The organism is Methylomonas sp., from assembly GCF_023228165.1.
Lineage (GTDB): Bacteria > Pseudomonadota > Gammaproteobacteria > Methylococcales > Methylomonadaceae > Methylomonas.
On sequence record NZ_JALOBS010000001.1, the window covers coordinates 182,520 to 200,925 of the forward strand.

The window sequence follows — 18,406 nt, forward strand, 5'->3', positions numbered from 1 at the left end:
TTGCTCTGCGAGGCGCATTCAAAAAGAGATACCATACACGACCTTTGATCCGGAATCGATACCCAAAATGTCAAATGAACTGCTTGCCGTCGTTGACGAGCGCGATCGCATCATCGACCACCGTCCACGCGGGGAAATTCACGCCTTATCTTTACCACACCGGGCTGTGCATATTCTGGTTTTTAACGACGGCGGCCAATTATTATTGCAGAAACGTTCACTGAAAAAAGATCTTAATAAAGGACTGTGGGATACCTCGGCGGCGGGCCATGTCGACCAGGGCGAAGACTACGCCACGTGCGCGCCCCGAGAACTAGAGGAAGAACTGGGCGTCAGCGCGGCATTGACAGCACTATTCAAACTGGAGCCCTCCCCGGATTCGGGCATGGAGTTTATTCAGGTGTATGAATGCCGACACAATGGACCTTTTGTATTTGCTGTTGATGAAATAGACGAGATCTGTTGGTCGGCGCGGGACGAAGTGAATCAACGAGTCGATGAAGACGATGCCACACTGACTAAAACCTTTAAGATTATTTGGCGTCACTACCGAGCTTTTTAAGATAGTAACGCGGGGCGTGGCGGTATTTATTGCCTATGACCTTCGCGCTGAGCAATTTAAGCCTGCTGGCTCGATTCGCCGCCACCCCGCCATACTTTATTCGATGGTCATCCGCTGCCCGGCTTGTTTTTGTTTTTTCAGCAGGTTCAGCGTCAGCACGCCGTTTTCATAGCGGGCTTTACTGCTGCTGTCGTCTATATCGACAGGCAATTGGAAGCTACGGGACACCTCGCCATAATAACGTTCGCTGCGCAGCAGCTTATCGTCTTTGGTCTGACTATCCACCTGACTGATTTCCGCGCGAATACTGACTACATTGCCGTCTATGTTGACGTGGATATTATCTTTGCTGGCACCGGGAATTTCCGCTTCCACAATAAACTCGCCGGGGTTTTCCTTGATATCAACCTTAATTTGGGTCGGCAACGAATCTCCGTGTAAAGGCTTGATAAAATAACCGGGGTTGACGTCGCGAAACAACTCATCAAACAGACCGCGACTGACAAATGGACTTAAATTAGCCATGGTATTTCTCCTTTGCGTTGTTAAAAATTTTCTGATCGCAGGAAGAATATGGTGATAGTAACGTGAATTTCAAGGTCAAAAATGCCGATTTACGATAATCAACATCAATTAAATAACCTTGCAAAAATCAAATGCAGAAGTGGCGGAGCGGACGGGACTCGAACCCGCGACCCCCGGCGTGACAGGCCGGTATTCTAACCAACTGAACTACCGCTCCGCAGTTGGAAGCCGCGCATTCTACAGCAAAACCCATGTCCGTCAAGCTTAATAATTAAATTCACCAAAATTCATGCCAATTACATCCTGCCCGCTTTGCTTGAGCACCGACACCGTAGCGTTTTTTCAAGATAAACAGCGAGACTATTTGCGCTGCCGGCAATGCCGATTGGTATTTGTGCCGCCCTGGCAACATCTTTCCGCCGCCGCCGAAAAAACTCTATACGATTACCATCAAAACCGCGTCGAAGATGCTGGGTATCGGTTGTTTTTATCCCGCTTGGCCCAGCCTCTGTCAAGCAGATTGCCGACTCCTGCCCGCGGCCTGGATTACGGCTGCGGCCCCGGGCCGCTGCTGGCCATAATGCTCCGCGAACAAGGCCATACGGTGTGTACATTCGACCCGTTCTACGCCAACCAACCCCAAACATTGCAAAGTCGATACGATTTTGTCACCTGCACCGAAGTAGCGGAACATTTCCGCCAGCCCAGGCAAGAATTTCAACGCTTATTTGGCTTGCTGAACCCCAACGGCCATTTAGGTATCATGACCAAACTGGTGATCGATGCCGACGCGTTCAGCCGCTGGCACTACAAAAACGACATGACTCATATCAGCTTCTTTTCGGAACACACATTGCAGTGGTTGGCGGCAACCTATCGAAGCCGGCTGGAAATCATCGGCAAGGATGTGATCATTTTTACCGCTCAAGCCTGATCGGCATCACCGTATCGGTTTAACACAGCGTGATAGATATCCACATCGTCTTTGCAGAAACAGCAAAAAGTCACCTGCATGTCCGCTTGTTGAGCCGTTAAAAAATCCTTTACCGTTGTCACGGCAATCTGCGCCGTTTGCGGCTTGGGAAACCCGAATTTTCCGGTGCTAATACAAGGAAAAGCCATGCTATGGATGTCGTTACGCAAGGCCAGCTTCAAGGCGTTTTGATAACACGCCACCAGCTAAGCGGCTACATGAATATGACCGACGCGCCACACTGGCCCCGCGGTATGAACCACATATTTGGCCGTCAATCGATAACCGGCGGTGATTTTGGCCTCCCCCGTCGCGCATCCACCCAATAACTGGCATTCGGCCAATAATTGCGGACCTGCTGCGCGGTGAATCGCCCCATCCACTCCACCGCCGCCCAGCAATGAATTATTAGCGGCATTGACAATGGCATCCACTTTTAAAGCGGTAATATCGACCTGAAGCACACTCAATAAAATTTGCATTTTTACCCGGCAAAATTGAATACATAATCCTGACTTAGCTACTCGCTTCCAATTCGGCATCATAAAACAAGCACACGCTTTGAACCTTGCTGAATCGATCCGGCTTTAAAAGGCCGGCCATACATTTCTCGCCCAACAATGTATAACCGTGGTTTACTCCTACTAAAAAGAACATTGAGCACCTCGGAGGCTAAAAATGTCCAATTATTGTTTTATTTATACCAGCGTTTCAAAGCAAAAATGGTCCGAACAGCAGTTGAAACAACTGCTTAAAGAATCTAGACAAAAAAACCAAAGCCTGGATATTTCCGGCATGCTGCTTTTTCTCGACCCGTTTTTCATTCAAATTTTAGAAGGCGAAGAAAGCAAGGTTAACGACCTTTTCAGCACCATAAAACAAGATCCCAGACACCACAAGGTATCGTTAATCTATAAAAAACCCATAGCTAAACGGTCGTTTGCGGATTGGAGTATGGGCTTTAACGTAATCAAGCCTGAAACCGTTGCGGACATCGACGGCTTCTCGGCATTTTTTGTCAATCCGGCAAGCGATTCCTCGCATATACCCGATGAAATCGATAGATTGTTAAAAATGTTTAAGGACGAGACTTTATTCTAAAATAATGGTCGCAAAAAATTTAGGCTGAGCTGAAACCATACCGATAACCGGTCCGCCCGCTAATCTACCGAACAGCCGATGGAAGAAATCAGTTGCTTGGTTCGCGCAAAGGTTTCCTGGACGATTAACGCGTCGCTACTGGCCCGATGGCGCCGCAACAGCAAATGGTCGATCACCTCCGCCTTGATTTGACTCCAGATTTCCATTTGCGCTTCCTTCAGAATCATTTCCAGGGGACTCAGATAGAAGCTGGGCTGAAGGCCGGAAGCGTAATACAGACGAGACATCCAGGGCTTGTCTACCACCCAGCCGTCGCTGTAGACGACTCGGTTCGCCAGAAATGCATTAAGTTCGGTTGCCACCACCTCTATCGGTTTGCCGTGTGTATATAACAACTCGCGGTTCAACCCATGGATCTGCTCGGCCTGCTCATCCCAAAAACGCCAGCTGCTGGCGGGTTTGATGATCGCGCAGTATTTTTCGCCATTGGCCAGCACCACACCGACTTCGATAGGATAGCTATCCTCGCCAAAACCGGAGGCTTCGAAATCGATAACATTAGGTCTAAAGTTTAGCAAGTCGACATCCTTCAAAAAATTCGCAACGGGTTAATCCTAGCTTAAATCGCCGGTTTGAGGGGCCACGACTGGAAAGTAACTGTTTGATAGTGATCATCCAAAGCCGAGGCTCGGATTGCTTTTCCCGTCTAACAGTTCACAATAACCGGCCGCAGTTGCGGGTTTACCTGAAAATGCCAATAATGGCCGAGCAAACAGCGCCTTTGGCGGAGACAATAATTTCAGCACACTTTGGATTTGCGGCATGACTTTCCGGATAAACGATTATTTAACACGAATAGGCATTAGCCGCCCAGAACCCACCGCCGATGGCCTGGCCCAAATACAACAGGCCCAGCTGAATGCCATCGCTTTTGAAAATATCAATCCGTTACTGGGTGTTTTACCCAATCTGGAAACCCCGGCCTTGGTCGAAAAAGTCCTGAGGCAAGGCCGCGGGGGTTACTGTTTCGAATTAAATGGGCTATTGGCTCTCACGTTGAACGAGTTGGGTTTCGACTATGAACCCATCATGGCCAGGGTGCGCATGGGACGCAGCGAAGGCGGCCCTCGGCATCATTTGGCCTTTATTGTGGAAGCCGACGGAGAAGCCTGGTTAGTGGACACCGGCTTTGGCGGCCCCTCTGCCCGCTTGCCGCTGCGACTCGAGTATGAACACGAACAACGGCAAAACCACGATACTTATCGCATCCGGCACGAAGTCCATAGCGGCGAACGCGTGTTGGAAAAACGCCAGGACGATGGCTGGTTTGCGTTATATAGCTTTGACAGAGCGACTGTGCGTCGTTGCGATGTGGATGCCGCAAACATACTCTGCTCCACATGGGACCAATCGCCGCTGTCCCGAAATCTGCTCCTGTGCCGCAATACCGAGCTAGGCAGGATTCATCTGTACAATCGAACCTTCACCGAATTCAATGCCGAAATGCAAACCAGCATGACCGTAGAAACCGCCGAACACTTGGGCGATTTGGTGCGCAACCATTTTGGAGTCGCCATTACCGACTCTAAATTAGCCGCTATCGCCATACATTTGGGATTGCTATAAGGGGCGCTTTCAGGAAAATCGAACCCTATAGTCCTGATAGCCTAGCCGACCGACTACGCTAAATTAAATCCTCGCTAATCCAATTCAAGCGCACCTTCACTTACAAATGACTCGGCAGCCCTAGTCGCGAATGAAATTCAACTCTCGACAAATACCGGCCGGACGATTTCGGTTGGCGGAATAGCACACTATAACTCTTGGCCTGCCGCGGTAGCAGCGACTACCGCGACCGGCTTACACGAATCGAAAATTCCGGCTAGGGCTTGCTATAACTTTTGCATATCAAATTTACAAATTCAGCACCTCAATTCGCTTTTCTGCCGGAGAGGATTAGGGTGAGGCGTTTTTAAAACCAAAATTTGCAGTGCAATGAGTATATATTACGGTAACGCACATCGAAACCGAGACCCCATACAACCAGCGACGTTTTCAACATGAAAAAAAAACTGCGGATTTTTATCTCCTCTCCCGGCGACGTCGGCGAGGAACGTTTGCTGACTCACCGCATCATCAAACGCATGCAAGGCGAATTCGGCAATAAAATCGAGCTTGAGAGTATTTTCTGGGAGCAGGAGCCCCTGCTGGCCAGCGCGGATTTCCAAAGCCAAGTCCCTGCGGCATCCAAGACGGATATCGCGGTATTTGTGCTCTGGTCTAGACTGGGAACGCCGTTGTCGGCCGAGCTGATTTCCAGACCGGATGGCAGCCGATACAACTCGGGGACCGAATACGAATTCGAAGATGCCATTAACGCTTTTCGCCAAACCGGATCGCCCAACATTCTGGTTTACCGCAAAACCGCCGACCCAGTCACCCCGCTAAAAACCAAGGAAGACGTACTGGCTCGTCTTGCGCAAAAAGATGCGCTGGATGCGTTTATCGAACGCTGGTTCATCGACAGCGAAGGCTCCTTTACCGCCGCGTTTCATCCCTACGCTAGCAGCGCAGAATTTGAAGAGCATCTGGAGGAGCATCTGCGCAAGCTAATCCTGCAGAGCATCGCCAATGAGGTGAAAGACTACGCCGAAGCTCCGCAAACCTTCTGGCATGGCTCGCCGTTCCGCGGCCTGGAAGTATTCGAATTCGATCACGCACCGATTTTTTTCGGCCGCACCCGAGCGGTCGGCGATATTCTCAACGCGTTGCGCAGCCGGGCCGCCGAGGGGCATCCGTTTGTGTTGATAACCGGCATGAGCGGTATCGGCAAATCGTCCGTAGTGCGGGCTGGCGTCCTGCCCAGCCTGACCCAACCCGGCATCATCGAAGGTGTCGGCTTGTGGCGGCAGGCCATCATGCGTCCGGCCGAATCCACCGGCGACCTGTTCGATGGTCTTGCGAACGCTTTGTTGCGCGAGCAGGCTTTGCCGAAACTGTCTTCAGCCTTAACCGCCACTGAATTGGCCAATACGCTACGCCAAAACCCCGCATCGGCTGTTCCACTGATCAAGTTGGCGCTTTCCCAAGCGGCAAACCAGCTTCAGGAGCAGCAGCAACTGGCCGCATTACCGGTCACACGTCTGGTGCTGGTCATCGATCAGCTTGAAGAGCTCTTTACCCTGCAAAGAGTCGCGCCCGACGAACGCAGCCAATTCGTTTCCGCGTTGGCAGCATTAGTTAACGACGGACAAATCTGGGTGATCGCCACACTACGCAGCGATTTTTACCACCGCTGCGCCGAGCTGCCGACTTTGCAGGAATTGAAAGCAGGCACTGGCACCTATGACCTGAAACCGCCGTCTGCGGCGGAAATCCTGCAGATGATTCGCCAGCCGGCACGCATCGCCGGGCTACGTTTCGAAGAAGATGCGGAAAGCGGCGCCCGCCTGGACGATACGCTGTATAACGCCGTTATCAATAGCGCCAACGCCTTACCGTTGCTGGAATTTACCTTGCAGGAACTGTTCAACCTGTGCGGACCACAGGGCATGCTTGGCTTCGCGGCCTATCGTTCGCTAGGCGGTGTCGAAGGCTCGCTGGCCAAGCGCGCGGAAACCGTATTCAACAGCCTGCCCAACCCGATACGCGAGCAGTTGCCTGCCGTGCTGTCCGCCGTGGTCGAGTTCGGCCATATCGACAAGAATACCCCGCTGCGCCGCTATGTGCCGATCGCCTCATTCGCGCAAAACCCGCAGGCCTCCGCGCTTATCGACGCCTTTGTACAGGCTCGGCTGTTCGTAACCGATCGTGCCGACGATGGCGGCGCCGTGGTCAGCGTTGCCCATGAGGCCCTGCTCCTGCATTGGCCGCGCATTCGGGAATGGATAGAGCAAAATCTTGCCCTGCTGTTTCAGCGCACCACGCTTACGGAAATGGCGCAGCACTGGCAAGACGCCAATAACGACCCGGACCTGCTACTGGAAAAAGGCAAACCGCTGGACGACGCCGAAGCCCTGCTCGAACAAACCGCCTCGACGCTGACCGAAACCGAGAAAAGCTTCGTCCGCACATCCACGCTTATCCGGCGTTCGCAAGGCAAATATGCCTGGCTGGGCGGGCTGATTTGCTGGACCGTGATGCTGGGCATCTCGACAATCAGCACGCTGAAGTTCGCCGCGGGCAGCGCGCTGTGGACCATCATCACCGCCAACGGCCTCGTTATCGCATTTGCCCTGGCATTGGCCGCACCGGTGGCCTGGGTAACAATGATGCGCTGGTTGGCCATGCCGCTGACTAAGGAACTGCGAGTCGGCAAACTATTCTGGACCATCTGTACCGCGCTCTACTGCTTACTTTTTTACCTGGGTTTTTACACCTATAACACACCGGGTACCGAACTAAAAAATCACCTGGGCTACGTGCTGATTCTTGCTGCGCTGCTTTACATCAGCGGCGAAAAGTGGCTGCGCGGCAACCGGCGCCAACGCCAACTGTTAGCCATGAATTCGGCAGCGAACCACACAGCCGGTTTCCGGGTTCCGCTTAAGGAATTAGCCTTTTTACTGCTGTTTCTGCTGATAGGCGCTTTTTATTTAATCACCGAAACCGGCTCTAACGGCAATCCGCGCATCGAGAACTACCGCGACATGGTGCATGATTCCAGCGGTCCCAGAGGTATCGGCCCGCTAGTCGGCGACCGGGATATGCCCTACATCTACTACCAGTTCAAACGCGACCCGGCAGGACACGTGCTGCGCGTGGAGCAAGTTGGTTTACCCTACCTCTGCGTGATGCCGGATTCCACCAATTACCAGAACCTGGCCCAAACCCTGGGTTTTGATGCGGGGGCCTGCGTGTTCGATTACAGTTACGGCGCCGACGGCAGCCTGCGTGGCGAAACGGCCTACAACAAAAGCGGTCAACAAGTCTGGAACCTGCAATACACCCTGCCCGGCCAAGCTTATTTATTGCTGGCGGATATGCGAAGCGCGTTTCTCAAATTCAAGAAAAATGCGGCAGGCTATGATGAGGAAATCGCCCAACTGCATGTAGACCAAGCCCTGCAAGGCGCAACGGCCAACCAAATCGTCTCACTGCATCACATCAACTATAACGCCGAAGGGTTGGTCACCCGCATCGAAACTAGCGATTTAAGCGGACAGCCGCGGCCGGTAAACAGGCTCCGCCACACCGTCACCGAGTTTCAACATGATGCGCGCGGCCTGACAACCGAAATAGGCTATTTTGCAGCCGACGGCCAGCCGATTCTGAATGAAAAGGGCTTTGCGGCCGAAGTCATTAATTACAACGCCAAAGGCAACCTGACCGACTTTAGCTTTTTGGACAGCCAGCGCCGACCCATCAAAAATACCGAGGGCTACGCCAGTATAGCGATTGGCTACAATCCGGCCGGAAAAATAACCGAAATCAACATGCTGGGCGAAAGCGGCCAGCCTATCGATCTGGCCAATGGCATTAGCCGCTGGACGCTGGAATACGACACCAACGGCAACTTACTCAGCCACTCGATCTGGGACAGTCACGGCAACCCTACTCATAGCGTGGTGACGGTGACCAGCCTTTGCTGCGAAGCCGAAAAGCTGGGGCTGAATGTGGGCGATATCATTACCCGCTACGACGGCCAGGAGGTTATCAACCACTTCACGCTGGAACAGCAAATGGTCCGGGTCGGTTTCAAAAAAAGAACCCTGGCGGTCGAACGCGACGGCAAGGAGCTGACGTTTCAGGTCAGTCCGGGGTTGATTGGGATATATTTTTGGAGCACTGCGAGTAAGAACGGGCAGTGACTCTAGCCGACTTACAGCGAGTGCTCGCACGGTGATCCGCCACTCGAAGTTCATCATGTACTGGCTCCCAAGCTTCAGCTTGGGAACCCACACTCCTCGCAAGCCCCTGCTTCCCGGCTCAATCACCAGTCCCGAACCACCTCGATCAAACCCTCCAAGCCCGCATAATTACGAGCGCTGGAATAACGCCAATAATTCCAGCACCCGCACCGAACCGCTTTGCTGCAAATGACAGATGATTTGCTTGGCGGTATACGCCTTAAACCGCTGCATGTCCCGGCTTAAATCCGGCGACGCGGCAATCAGGTGCAAGTGATTTTCCAGGATCACGTAACCGTATAGTTGAAACCCGCTTTCGCGCTGTAAAAACCGCCAGGAATCCAGCACGATATTCACCGTCGCCGGACGGGTAAACAGCGGCAGCCACTGATTTATCGTTGCAGTCAGGAAGTGCGGGCTGGGGTTTTGCAGGACTCGGTAGCGGCTGCGGGTCATGGGTTATGGTGAAGTAGGTGGAACGGAAGCTAGAGATTGGGAACGAGTAAAAGAAATTAGCTCATTTTAAAGCGTTAAAAAGATAATGAATAACACATCCGAAGTGTATTTGGGACTTTAATCCGATGTAGATCATTGCTGCCCAAAAAGGAATCCAAGACAGCCAACGATATAATTTTAGTTTCTTCTTTAATTCAGACGTCGTGTCATTTAAGGAGTCGACGACAACTTTTAGCTCTTGCTTTATGCCAGAAAACTCTTTATTTTCTTCCTTGTGATATTCTGAAAAGGCCAAATCACAACCTGACTTAATATTATTCAAATTTGTTTCTTGTATTTTTATAGCGGATAGCATCAAAATAGTAGTCAAAAAACTCCCTGCCACATAAAACCAATTCGCAATAATTGAATCTTGTTTTTCAAGTATTGCAACACCAGCAATAGCTACAGGCAAACTAAAAAGCTTGGTGCTTAGGCCAGCAATAACGTCTGTCATTTTTTGAGAAAATGACGTTTGTTTCTCTGCGATTTCTGCCTTTAGCTTTTGAAAAGAAAAGCCATTTATATAACTTTCCCAAGATTTCTGGAAATTGTCTAATACTTCGTTCCAGTGGCAAACCAAATGAGTAAATGTTTCTTTATCGTTGGAGGATTTTTTAATAATCTCAGCAAGTGCTATGCGAAACGTAGCAATACGCTCTAACGCATGCAGGCGATTATTGGCTTGTTCTTCAATTATATTTTCAATGATACTGACATCAGGTTGATATTCAAGCATTTTTGTTGACAATTTTGTTTCCAATACTACGGGATAAAACGACTTATCTTCTTTGCTTGGAACAACAAATACTAAACGAAACGGGCCTGATATTATTTTTTCATCATGGTAGTGAGCTATTTCCCCAAGTTTTTGTGTCAATTTGCAAATCGCAATAACGCTGTTTAACTCTGCAGATTCGTTTGCTTCGCCGACAAGCAAGTTTTCTTTAATCAGATAGGTATTCGGCGTCAATGAACCTCGATTTAGTTGTTCAGCAGTAGCGACCCATTGGTGAAGACTTTCATAGAATTTCCCATTTTCGGTTTGAGGAAGGCTAACCGTAATGATTATATTTTTGTTGAGAATTTCTTTCGGAAAAACCTCTTCTGAATCAGTATCATACGCTTCATTGTCGACATCTATCTCTATGTCAAATTTCTTGCATTCCCACAGGCTTTTCAACAGTACTTCAGTTTCTTCTAGGCACATAAGGCTGCCAGCGAACCGCTCGCCTTTTAATGTAGGGCAATTTAGCTGACGGTAAAGCTCTACAATAAGCTTAAATTCTGGGCTAACTTGCATTTCTCGAGCCTAACTCTTCTGCAATTTGCTTAACAAGGTCATCCGAACAGCGAATTGTTAGTTTTCTAGCATTATCGTCATAGTACAAATCACTATTATCGGTTGTCCCGAGAGCCTTTCTTCGAAAATTAAGCTCCCAACTATCAGTTTTAGACCGAATACGGGTATATTTTTTCAGACTGTTTGAATTTATATTGAATTCAGTAGGCAACTGCCACTCTTCATTGCTTACAAAATCAATATAGTCATTTAACAATTCATGATGTTCGGCAGGAACAGCCTGTCTAACCGAATGCTCAAGTCCTGCTAATGTGGCGGGTTTTTCGTTATCCAAACAATGTTGAAGGTATTCAATTAACGAATCTTTAACTTTATTTCTAAAAGCTTTTAATTCGTTTTTGGTATTGCAATAAGCTTTTGCACTTTTAAACACATTGTCAGTCGCAACTGCTGGTCGTACACCATCAATACAGTCTAATCCCTTAATAAAATAACCTGAAGCATCCTTGTTTGAACGAGGACTAACAAAACTTAGATAGTTTAATGTTGAAATTTCATCAGAAGGATTAGACGGGATTTCTTTGGATTTATCGAATTTATCCAAATTAATCCGTGCAGCTTGATGAATTTTCGAAAGATCAATTTGAATTACATCTTCAAGTTCGAGCTTCTGATTTATTTTCAAAGCATCTTTGTTTTTGATCATTACAATCAATAAAAATGGTTGTGCATTTGAATTATGGTAATGTGAAAATACAATGTATCCACCAGTTGCTGATTGCTGCCCTCTCGACTCGCGAGCAATCTCATTCAGCCCTTGTTTGCTGAAAGCAAGAAATTTTGACTCACTTTGATCATCTATAAATAGTTCGGTATATTTGGAAAACTGATTTGTAGGGTCTTTCTTTGAAAAAGTACCGTAAATAGCAGTATTTTCTTTTGTTCCATAAAGTTTATCCAATTCGCTTATGAGTTTAATTACTACCTCGGCGGAAGCAGGCAGAAGCTTGTCTGCCGGATTAACAGATGATGTTATTGTGCCAGCCGTTTTAATGAGTTCATGAATCACGGCGTAATTTACTGTTATCACTTAAAGACCTATACAAATAAAATTTTATTAAAAATCACTGCTGACTTGAGCGGAATAATACAGCCCCTAGTTCCCAAACTCCAGTTTGGGAATGTTATCTCGGAAGCTCTAGCTTCCCCATCTACAACCAAATTCGAAGCTGGAGCTTCCAAGGCCGGGGTTCCCAAGCCGGAGCTTGGGAACCAGATAGAATCCTCGGATGCCATATTCAACTCACCCAATATGATTAATCACATCCATGCTTTGATGAGGAATGCCGATTATCTCTATACCAGTGTCGTTAGTGATGTAAAAGACTAAATGCCGGCCTTCGGGGAAGCAAAAATAACCGGGTTTTATATCGTCGCGCGCCTTGCCTAGCTTGGGGTATTCCGCAAGCCAGTCGAAACGGTCAAACAGGGCGCGTAGGTATTGGTCGGCTTGCTCGGCACCCCATTGTTGAAAGCTATAGCGCCAAATTCGTTCCAAGTCATCTGCCGCCAGTTGCCTGATGCGATAGCTTGGCTTCATTGGCTGTGTTTTTTTCGCATCGAAACCAGAAATTGCTCTTCGTCGAAATCCTCCTGCAAAGGGCTGTCTTCGCCGGCTTGCAGCTTGGCTCTTAATACTTGTAGCTTAAGATCCTCTTCTTCCAGCTTGCGCAAGCCGGCGCGGACGGCCTCGCTAACCGACAGGAAGCGGCCTTGCTGTATTTTTTCCTGCACAAAATTATCAAAGTGGTCACCCAAGGTGACGGAAGTGTTTCTAGGCATAATCTCGCTCCCGATTAGGTGTATTAGATACTAATATAGATCGCGGCTAAAGCCAAACGCCAGCGTTGCTAGTTTTTATAATCCCCAAGCTGGAGCTTGGGAACCAGAGTGGACCAGCGCGATCAGGTCGGAGCAGACCGAACAGTCGATCATTCCAACTCATCATCCACCCCCAATGCCCGCATTTCCAAGCCCTCAATCTCCTGCAAGGACTTGCCGGCAATGCCCTGCAAGTCGCCGTACATACCCACCGTGGCGTTCATGACCCGCTCGATTTGGGCTTCGCGTTTGGCCCATTGTTTCATGATGGCTTTGCGCTCCTTGTCCAGATCTTCCTGCATGGTGGAGAAGGCTTCGACGATGGCTTCCACCCGTTGCCTAAAGCGCGGGCCGATCAAGTATTGGTAGACCATTTCGGTTTTGCCGTGCTCGCCTTCGGCGGCCAGGCGGGCCATGCTGACTTCCAACAGGGTGTGGCGCAAAATGGTGGCGACCGGCACCGCCAGTTCGGCTTTGGCGTTGCGTTGGTCTTCGCGCAGATTGACCAGCCAGCCGTCGCTCCAGTTTTTGGTGCGCTTGGCTTCCCACAGGATGCTGCCGGCGGCCTGCCCTGCCCCGCTGACCACGCGTTGCAGCAGGTCGACGCCGAATTCGCCCTTGGCGACCGGTTCTATGCCATCGAAGGGGAATTTAGCCCGCAGCAGGTTTTCCAGCTCCAACTCCTGTACTTCGCCTTGCAGTTGCTGCGAGCCTTGTTCGGCCTTTTGCTTGAGTTCTTCTATTTTTTGCTGCATGGCGGCGATGGTCTGGTCTTTTTCCATCACCCGCAGTTTCAGGCCTTCCTCGGCTTCACGTTTGGCTTGGTCTCGTACTTGAGCCAGATTGTCCCGCACCCGCTTTTCCACCGTTAATTCCAATTCACGCTTGGCATCGTCCAGTTCGCGCTGTTTTTTGATCAGTTCGGCCTGGGCGTTTTGCGCTTCGGCCAGTTTGGCATCGCGGACTTTCAACACTTCGTGCAGTTCCGTCAATTCCCGGCTTTTATGCTCCAGCTCTGCCGCCGCCGCTTGCTTGGCTTTACGGGTTTCTTCTTCAACGACCCGCCGGCGTTCGGCCTGTAGCTGTTTGTCGACTTGTTGTTTGACTTGGTCTTCCAGGCTGCGTTTGGCGTCCAGCAGTTGTTGTTCCTGTTCTTTCAGGCCTTGTTCGCGGCGGGCTATGTCGGTGTCTTTTGTTTGAGTTGGGCTTCAAACTGTTTGCGGGTGGCGGCGATTAACGGTGCGGCCAGCGACTCCGTTAAGGGGACTGCACTGTTACAGTTCGGGCAGGTGATGGTGGTTTCTGTCATGCTGTGGCATCCTTCTCTATCTACTGGTATTGATAGCGATATCATATAGACCGGATCGGCATTTGCCTAACAGCACGGCTGAACCGTACGCTTGCCAGACATATCCTCCCTTTGTGACACATTATCAAATCAGGCAATAGTTGCCGCCCGGGCTCGCAACCGTGATAAATTCCGCACACGTTTTCCGCTTTTATCTTGCCATGCCCAAACCCATGATATACAAAGGCCGCGGCAGCCTCAGCAATGCCGCCGGCCGCTTTGAAAAGCAATCCAGCCACACCGAGGACGACGGCTGGGGCAGTCTGGATGCGGAATTGCCGCCCTTAGCCACCGAGGTCATCACGGATAGCAGCCGCTCGCTGATCACTTACAACGATTCACCCGACCTTCCTTTCGATCGATCAATCAATCCGTATCGCGGCTGCGAACATGGCTGTATATATTGTTTCGCCCGGCCCAGCCACGCCTATCTGGGTTATTCCGCCGGGCTGGATTTCGAAACCAAGATTTTGATCAAGCCGAACGCGGCCCCGTTGCTGCGCGACGAATTGTGCAAACGCAATTACCGCTGCGCACCGCTAGCCCTGGGCACCAATACCGATCCTTATCAGCCGCTGGAACGTCAACAACGGCTCATGCGCCGAATTCTGGAAGTGCTGGCGGAAACTCACCATCCGGTCAGTATCGTCACTAAATCGGCATTGATCGAACGCGACCTGGATATATTAGCCCCCATGGCCGAGCAAGGTCTGGCCACGGTGTATTTATCGATCACCACCCTGGACAGATCATTGACGCGCAACCTGGAACCGCGTGCCGCCGCGCCACAACGGCGCCTGGAAACCTTGGCCCGCTTGCGAAAAGCCGGTGTACCGGCTGGCGTGATGATTGCCCCGCTGATTCCGGTATTGACCGATCCGGATCTCGAGACTATCGTCTCGGCGGCCCAGGCGGCCGGCGCGCTGAGTGCCGAATACATTTTGCTGCGCCTGCCGCTGGAAGTGGCGGATTTATTCGAGGAGTGGCTACGGCGCCACTACCCGCTTAAAGCTGAACACGTGATGAAGCGCATCCGCGACAGTCGGGCCGGCAAGACCAACGATGCGGCTTTTCACCAACGGCAAAGCGGTAGTGGCCTGTATGCCGATCTACTTGCGCAACGCTTCCGGTTAATTTGTCGTAAGTTGGGTCTGAGCAGCGGCTTGCCGCCCTTAGCTACCCACTTGTTCCGCAAACCCGAGGCGGGCGGGCAGATGAGTTTCGATTTTTTCGATTAATTTATTGTTCCAAGAGCTAGCCGAACGCGAGTATTTTATGCACATGGGAAAGTTACTGATAACTGCCGGCCTAGCCATGGCCACACTGGGACTGGTGCTGAAATATGCACCCTGGTTGGTTAACTGGTTCGGCAAATTGCCCGGCGACATTTATATCGAAAACGCCAATAGCCGGGTTTTCATCCCCATTACCTCAATGATCTTGATTAGCTTGCTGTTGACTCTGATCGCAAATTTCTGGTTCCGTAAATAAGTTCTCAATCTTTAACATCAATTGCCGACCGCCATCAGCTACAATAGCCGAGCGTTTGTGCCTTCTCCATGACCGATTAATTTTATTCATGAGCAATTCCATCATTCATGCCTTCGATTTCGACGGCGTCATTTGCGACAGTGCGGTAGAAACCGCTATTACCGGCTGGAAAGCCGCCGGTCAGATTTGGCCGGACATGCAAGCCGACATGCCGGACGCATTAATCGATAGTTTCCGCCGGATTCGTCCCATTATAGAAACCGGTTACGAGGCCATTCTGGCAATGCGCATGCTGCAACAAGGCGACAGCATTGGCGATATCTATAACGGCTATACCGACAGAACGACGGTATTATTGCAGCAGGCCCAGGTCAGCACCGACGAATTAAAACAGTTGTTCGGCGATACCCGCGACCAATGGATTGCCGATAATCGCGACGAATGGATAGCCATGAATCCGTTATTTTCCGGGGTCGCGGAAAAGTTGAAAACACTCGAAGCCGATAGCTGGTATATCGTCACCACCAAACAGGAGCGCTTCGTCAGAAAAATTTTGAAGGCCAATGATATCAGTCTGGCGGACCAGCGCATTTTTGGCTTGGATCGCAATATGAGCAAACCTGAAGTATTGACTGGCTTGTTGGCGAACCACCCGTCGCAAACCATGCGTTTTCTGGAAGACAGATTGCCTGCCTTGTTGGGTGTGCAAAAGCACCCGGCCCTGAGTTCGGTAAACCTGTTCTTCGCCAGATGGGGTTATAACACCCGTGAAGATAAAGCCCTGGTAGCGGCTCGGCAGGATATTATCGGCTTGAATTTGGAAAACTTTTTGAGTTGAGTCAGCAGGTGATTTTTGCTTAATAGATCGGCTGCCGGCCAAGCAAGCTTTTGGTTTTGACGGTTACCGTCTGTTTCTTGGTCACGATGCGGGTTAGTTTGAAGCAAACTTGCGCTCAACGGATTGTTACCGAGCGACAACAGAGTCGGCCACCCAAATGCTTAGCTAACTGAACACCCGATAACCCAAATTACCAGCCGTAAATCAATAACCCAGTTCCATCTTGCTGCTGGCAACGATTCAAAAACACAGTCGTTATGCCATACAACAACGAGATGTTTGCGTATTTCCATGATCAGTTTGAGGCAGATGGGGTAAACACAAAAATAGTAGGCAACCGTTTTGATTGCCAGCTAATTTGAGCCGATATTGGCATCCCCACCAAGTCAATGCCGTTCATACACCAATCGCCATAAGCACCAACATTAAGAGAATTATTATTACAACCCCAACTAACACTCCGATGGTAAACCATTTAAAGTTACTATCGCCCATTCAAAATACTCCGGCATCCAATTTTAAAGATCGTTAAAAATCCGCATGGTTAGCGGTTCTGTTTGGTTCAATTACTTATTGCTCTCGCCACACCGTGAATGACAAAAGGACAAAATCGCTGAAAAATAGCTCTTAAACTCCTGCTTAGCCACTGTTACATGCTATTTGATTCGTTTATCGTTTATGCCAGAAATTAAGATTGTTGGCACATATTTTCCCACCTTATAATTCAATCTGCGCTCACGCAATGATTAAGCGCCGACGTCTTCCCACGATCACCCGATTTGCTTAACTTCACAAACCTTTCCTCATTGCTCGCTGGCTAATTTTAAGGCCCCGGTTTCGTTGGCTTCCCATTAGTTAACGCGAGAGTTAAAGCAACTGACCTCCACCGCAGCATCAGTTTGGTTATCGCTTAATCCCGATTTTTTCTTCTTTTTGCCCTGTAAACAACGTTTGGTATCGTCGAAAGGATACCATACCCTGTGTTAATTCGATTGAAACGCGCCTTTTCCGCTTTCCTTTTGGTTGATAGAACGGGCATAGTTCGAGGAAAATCTCGGTTAATCCATATGATGCTCGAGCCGACAATGCCGATCGCTGAGTGCATAGCAGCAGATTCGCCTATTGCTCTGGCGTCGTAATTACGGCCTGGGTAGATCGGCATTAGAAAATGCCGACCAGTAAATCACAATCCATTGATTCTGTTCTGTTAGAATGGTGCCGACAATAGGGATGGAAGCTACGACCTTCTAGTGAAAAGTGCCGCCGCTAAAGTCTATATGATTTTTTCTCATTAATTAAAGATTCTTCGGCTGTAATAAAGTTGACCTTCATACCCGCCGGGATGCGGGTTGACTGCATGGAGCCATTGTCGAACCGGGAACCGTGGTTGGCAAGCTTCGCTCCATCCTGACGTCTGGATTCGCTTCGCGGATTACGACGCCGGCAATCCCCACCAGAACGACGCTTACCAATGAGCGCTGTACAAATTAGCTGAAACAGCTTCCTATGCAGGTTTTTTCGAATGAATTTTAACAACCCTGCTCGTGTGGATGATTTTCCCGGATTTTACCCGCTAGTCCGTTATTCCAGCGGGCGACGGCTTCAGGCGTTAAGCCATGTGTCCCATTGTGTCGTTTATCATTGACACCTCACCTGCCGAGGATTTCAGTAATTACTATCCTAAGCATGAGAATGTCATGGATTCATCCTTATCACGTCGCCATATAATCTCATTCCGATGCACTGTAAGCCACCCTGTTTGCATGACGGGGTGTGGCTTGGATTCTAAAAAGGCATCGGGTGTCAGTACCGCTATATACACCAAGATGAATCCGGGTCGCGAACGGACTGATATATGATTGCTTCGATGCTGACTTCTCGTGCTCGTGCTAAATGCGCAAATGCTTGAGTGGGGCCGTAGTCAGTCGGATGTGTCCACACAGAGGCATCTGACTCGAGCGGCGGATTACGCAGGTCAACCACACTAGCGCCAAATTCAACCTGAAAAGCGGTATGGGCAACGGGTTCAAGTTTAATCAG

General features: G+C 49.8%; 18 protein-coding genes, 1 tRNA gene and 1 pseudogene. 8 read left to right on the forward strand and 12 right to left on the reverse strand.

Translation table 11 applies throughout. The features are described 5' to 3' along the window. Positions 1-67 precede the first annotated feature (67 nt). Complete coding sequence (locus M0R33_RS00790) at positions 68-562, forward strand: NUDIX domain-containing protein (RefSeq protein WP_292563595.1); 495 nt, start codon at positions 68-70, stop codon at positions 560-562. Positions 563-658: 96 nt separating this feature from the next. Here the strand turns inward: M0R33_RS00790 and M0R33_RS00795 are convergent, their stop codons facing one another. Both M0R33_RS00795 and M0R33_RS00800 read right to left on the reverse strand, forming a co-directional pair. Then, the gene (locus M0R33_RS00795) at positions 659-1,087 is read right to left on the reverse strand and encodes an Hsp20 family protein (protein ID WP_292563598.1); all 429 of its coding nucleotides are present in this window, start codon (positions 1,085-1,087) and stop codon (positions 659-661) included. A gap of 140 nt (positions 1,088-1,227) precedes the next feature. Next, positions 1,228-1,304: transfer RNA gene (locus tag M0R33_RS00800), tRNA-Asp, on the reverse strand. A 99-nt stretch (positions 1,305-1,403) separates the two neighbouring features. Between M0R33_RS00800 and M0R33_RS00805 the strand changes: the two genes are divergently transcribed. Then, a complete protein-coding gene (locus M0R33_RS00805) occupies positions 1,404-2,021 on the forward strand; it encodes a class I SAM-dependent methyltransferase (RefSeq protein ID WP_292563601.1) in 618 nt (205 codons plus the stop codon). Here M0R33_RS00805 and M0R33_RS00810 read toward each other — a convergent pair. After that, a pseudogene (locus tag M0R33_RS00810) lies at positions 2,012-2,605 on the reverse strand (O-acetyl-ADP-ribose deacetylase). The gene M0R33_RS00805 and the pseudogene M0R33_RS00810 overlap by 10 nt on opposite strands. Positions 2,606-2,738: 133 nt before the next feature. On the opposite strand from M0R33_RS00810, the gene M0R33_RS00815 reads away from it, so the two are divergent. Next, entirely contained in the window at positions 2,739-3,161 is a 423-nt protein-coding gene (locus M0R33_RS00815) for a BLUF domain-containing protein (protein WP_292563604.1), read from the forward strand. A 59-nt stretch (positions 3,162-3,220) separates the two neighbouring features. Here M0R33_RS00815 and M0R33_RS00820 read toward each other — a convergent pair whose 3' ends face one another. Then, positions 3,221-3,739: a hypothetical protein gene (locus M0R33_RS00820; RefSeq protein WP_292563606.1), complete on the reverse strand. Its 519-nt coding sequence runs from the start codon at positions 3,737-3,739 to the stop codon at positions 3,221-3,223. A gap of 244 nt (positions 3,740-3,983) precedes the next feature. Between M0R33_RS00820 and M0R33_RS00825 the strand changes: the two genes are divergently transcribed. Further along, positions 3,984-4,787, forward strand: a complete 804-nt coding sequence (locus M0R33_RS00825; protein WP_292563609.1) for an arylamine N-acetyltransferase — start codon at positions 3,984-3,986, stop codon at positions 4,785-4,787. A gap of 434 nt (positions 4,788-5,221) precedes the next feature. Beyond that, the gene (locus M0R33_RS00830) at positions 5,222-8,971 is read left to right on the forward strand and encodes an AAA family ATPase (protein ID WP_292563612.1); all 3,750 of its coding nucleotides are present in this window, start codon (positions 5,222-5,224) and stop codon (positions 8,969-8,971) included. 168 nt (positions 8,972-9,139) lie between these two features. Here M0R33_RS00830 and M0R33_RS00835 read toward each other — a convergent pair whose 3' ends face one another. The 7 genes from M0R33_RS00835 to M0R33_RS00865 form a co-directional block, all read right to left on the reverse strand. Further along, on the reverse strand, positions 9,140-9,466 hold the full coding sequence (locus M0R33_RS00835; RefSeq protein ID WP_366042946.1) for a hypothetical protein: 327 nt from the start codon (positions 9,464-9,466) through the stop codon (positions 9,140-9,142). Between the two features lie 61 nt (positions 9,467-9,527). Then, the gene (locus M0R33_RS00840; RefSeq protein WP_292563615.1) at positions 9,528-10,808 is read right to left on the reverse strand and encodes a hypothetical protein; all 1,281 of its coding nucleotides are present in this window, start codon (positions 10,806-10,808) and stop codon (positions 9,528-9,530) included. Then, entirely contained in the window at positions 10,798-11,877 is a 1,080-nt protein-coding gene (locus tag M0R33_RS00845; protein ID WP_292563618.1) for a nucleoid-associated protein, read from the reverse strand. Before M0R33_RS00845 ends, M0R33_RS00840 begins: the two co-directional genes overlap by 11 nt. A 234-nt stretch (positions 11,878-12,111) precedes the next feature. Then, positions 12,112-12,408 (reverse strand): type II toxin-antitoxin system RelE/ParE family toxin, encoded by a 297-nt coding sequence (locus M0R33_RS00850; RefSeq protein WP_292563621.1) that lies wholly within the window; start codon positions 12,406-12,408, stop codon positions 12,112-12,114. Next, positions 12,405-12,650, reverse strand: a complete 246-nt coding sequence (locus tag M0R33_RS00855) for a type II toxin-antitoxin system ParD family antitoxin (RefSeq protein WP_292563624.1) — start codon at positions 12,648-12,650, stop codon at positions 12,405-12,407. Before M0R33_RS00855 ends, M0R33_RS00850 begins: the two co-directional genes overlap by 4 nt. A 149-nt stretch (positions 12,651-12,799) precedes the next feature. Continuing rightward, a complete protein-coding gene (locus M0R33_RS00860; RefSeq protein ID WP_292563627.1) occupies positions 12,800-13,681 on the reverse strand; it encodes a DUF2130 domain-containing protein in 882 nt (293 codons plus the stop codon). 185 nt (positions 13,682-13,866) lie between these two features. Continuing rightward, on the reverse strand, positions 13,867-13,998 hold the full coding sequence (locus tag M0R33_RS00865; protein ID WP_292563630.1) for a hypothetical protein: 132 nt from the start codon (positions 13,996-13,998) through the stop codon (positions 13,867-13,869). Between the two features lie 200 nt (positions 13,999-14,198). Here M0R33_RS00865 and M0R33_RS00870 point away from each other — a divergent pair, with 200 nt between their 5' ends. The 3 genes from M0R33_RS00870 to M0R33_RS00880 all read left to right on the forward strand — a co-directional run bounded on the left by M0R33_RS00870 (position 14,199) and on the right by M0R33_RS00880 (position 16,366). Next, positions 14,199-15,275 (forward strand): PA0069 family radical SAM protein, encoded by a 1,077-nt coding sequence (locus tag M0R33_RS00870; RefSeq protein ID WP_292563632.1) that lies wholly within the window; start codon positions 14,199-14,201, stop codon positions 15,273-15,275. A 37-nt stretch (positions 15,276-15,312) separates the two neighbouring features. Further along, complete coding sequence (locus tag M0R33_RS00875; protein WP_292563635.1) at positions 15,313-15,528, forward strand: DUF2905 domain-containing protein; 216 nt, start codon at positions 15,313-15,315, stop codon at positions 15,526-15,528. An 88-nt stretch (positions 15,529-15,616) separates the two neighbouring features. Further along, positions 15,617-16,366 carry an HAD family hydrolase gene (locus M0R33_RS00880; RefSeq protein ID WP_292563637.1) on the forward strand — a complete coding sequence of 250 codons (750 nt, stop codon included), beginning with the start codon at positions 15,617-15,619 and terminating at the stop codon, positions 16,364-16,366. A 1,812-nt stretch (positions 16,367-18,178) separates the two neighbouring features. Here M0R33_RS00880 and M0R33_RS24335 read toward each other — a convergent pair. Beyond that, entirely contained in the window at positions 18,179-18,406 is a 228-nt protein-coding gene (locus tag M0R33_RS24335) for an RES family NAD+ phosphorylase (protein WP_366042952.1), read from the reverse strand.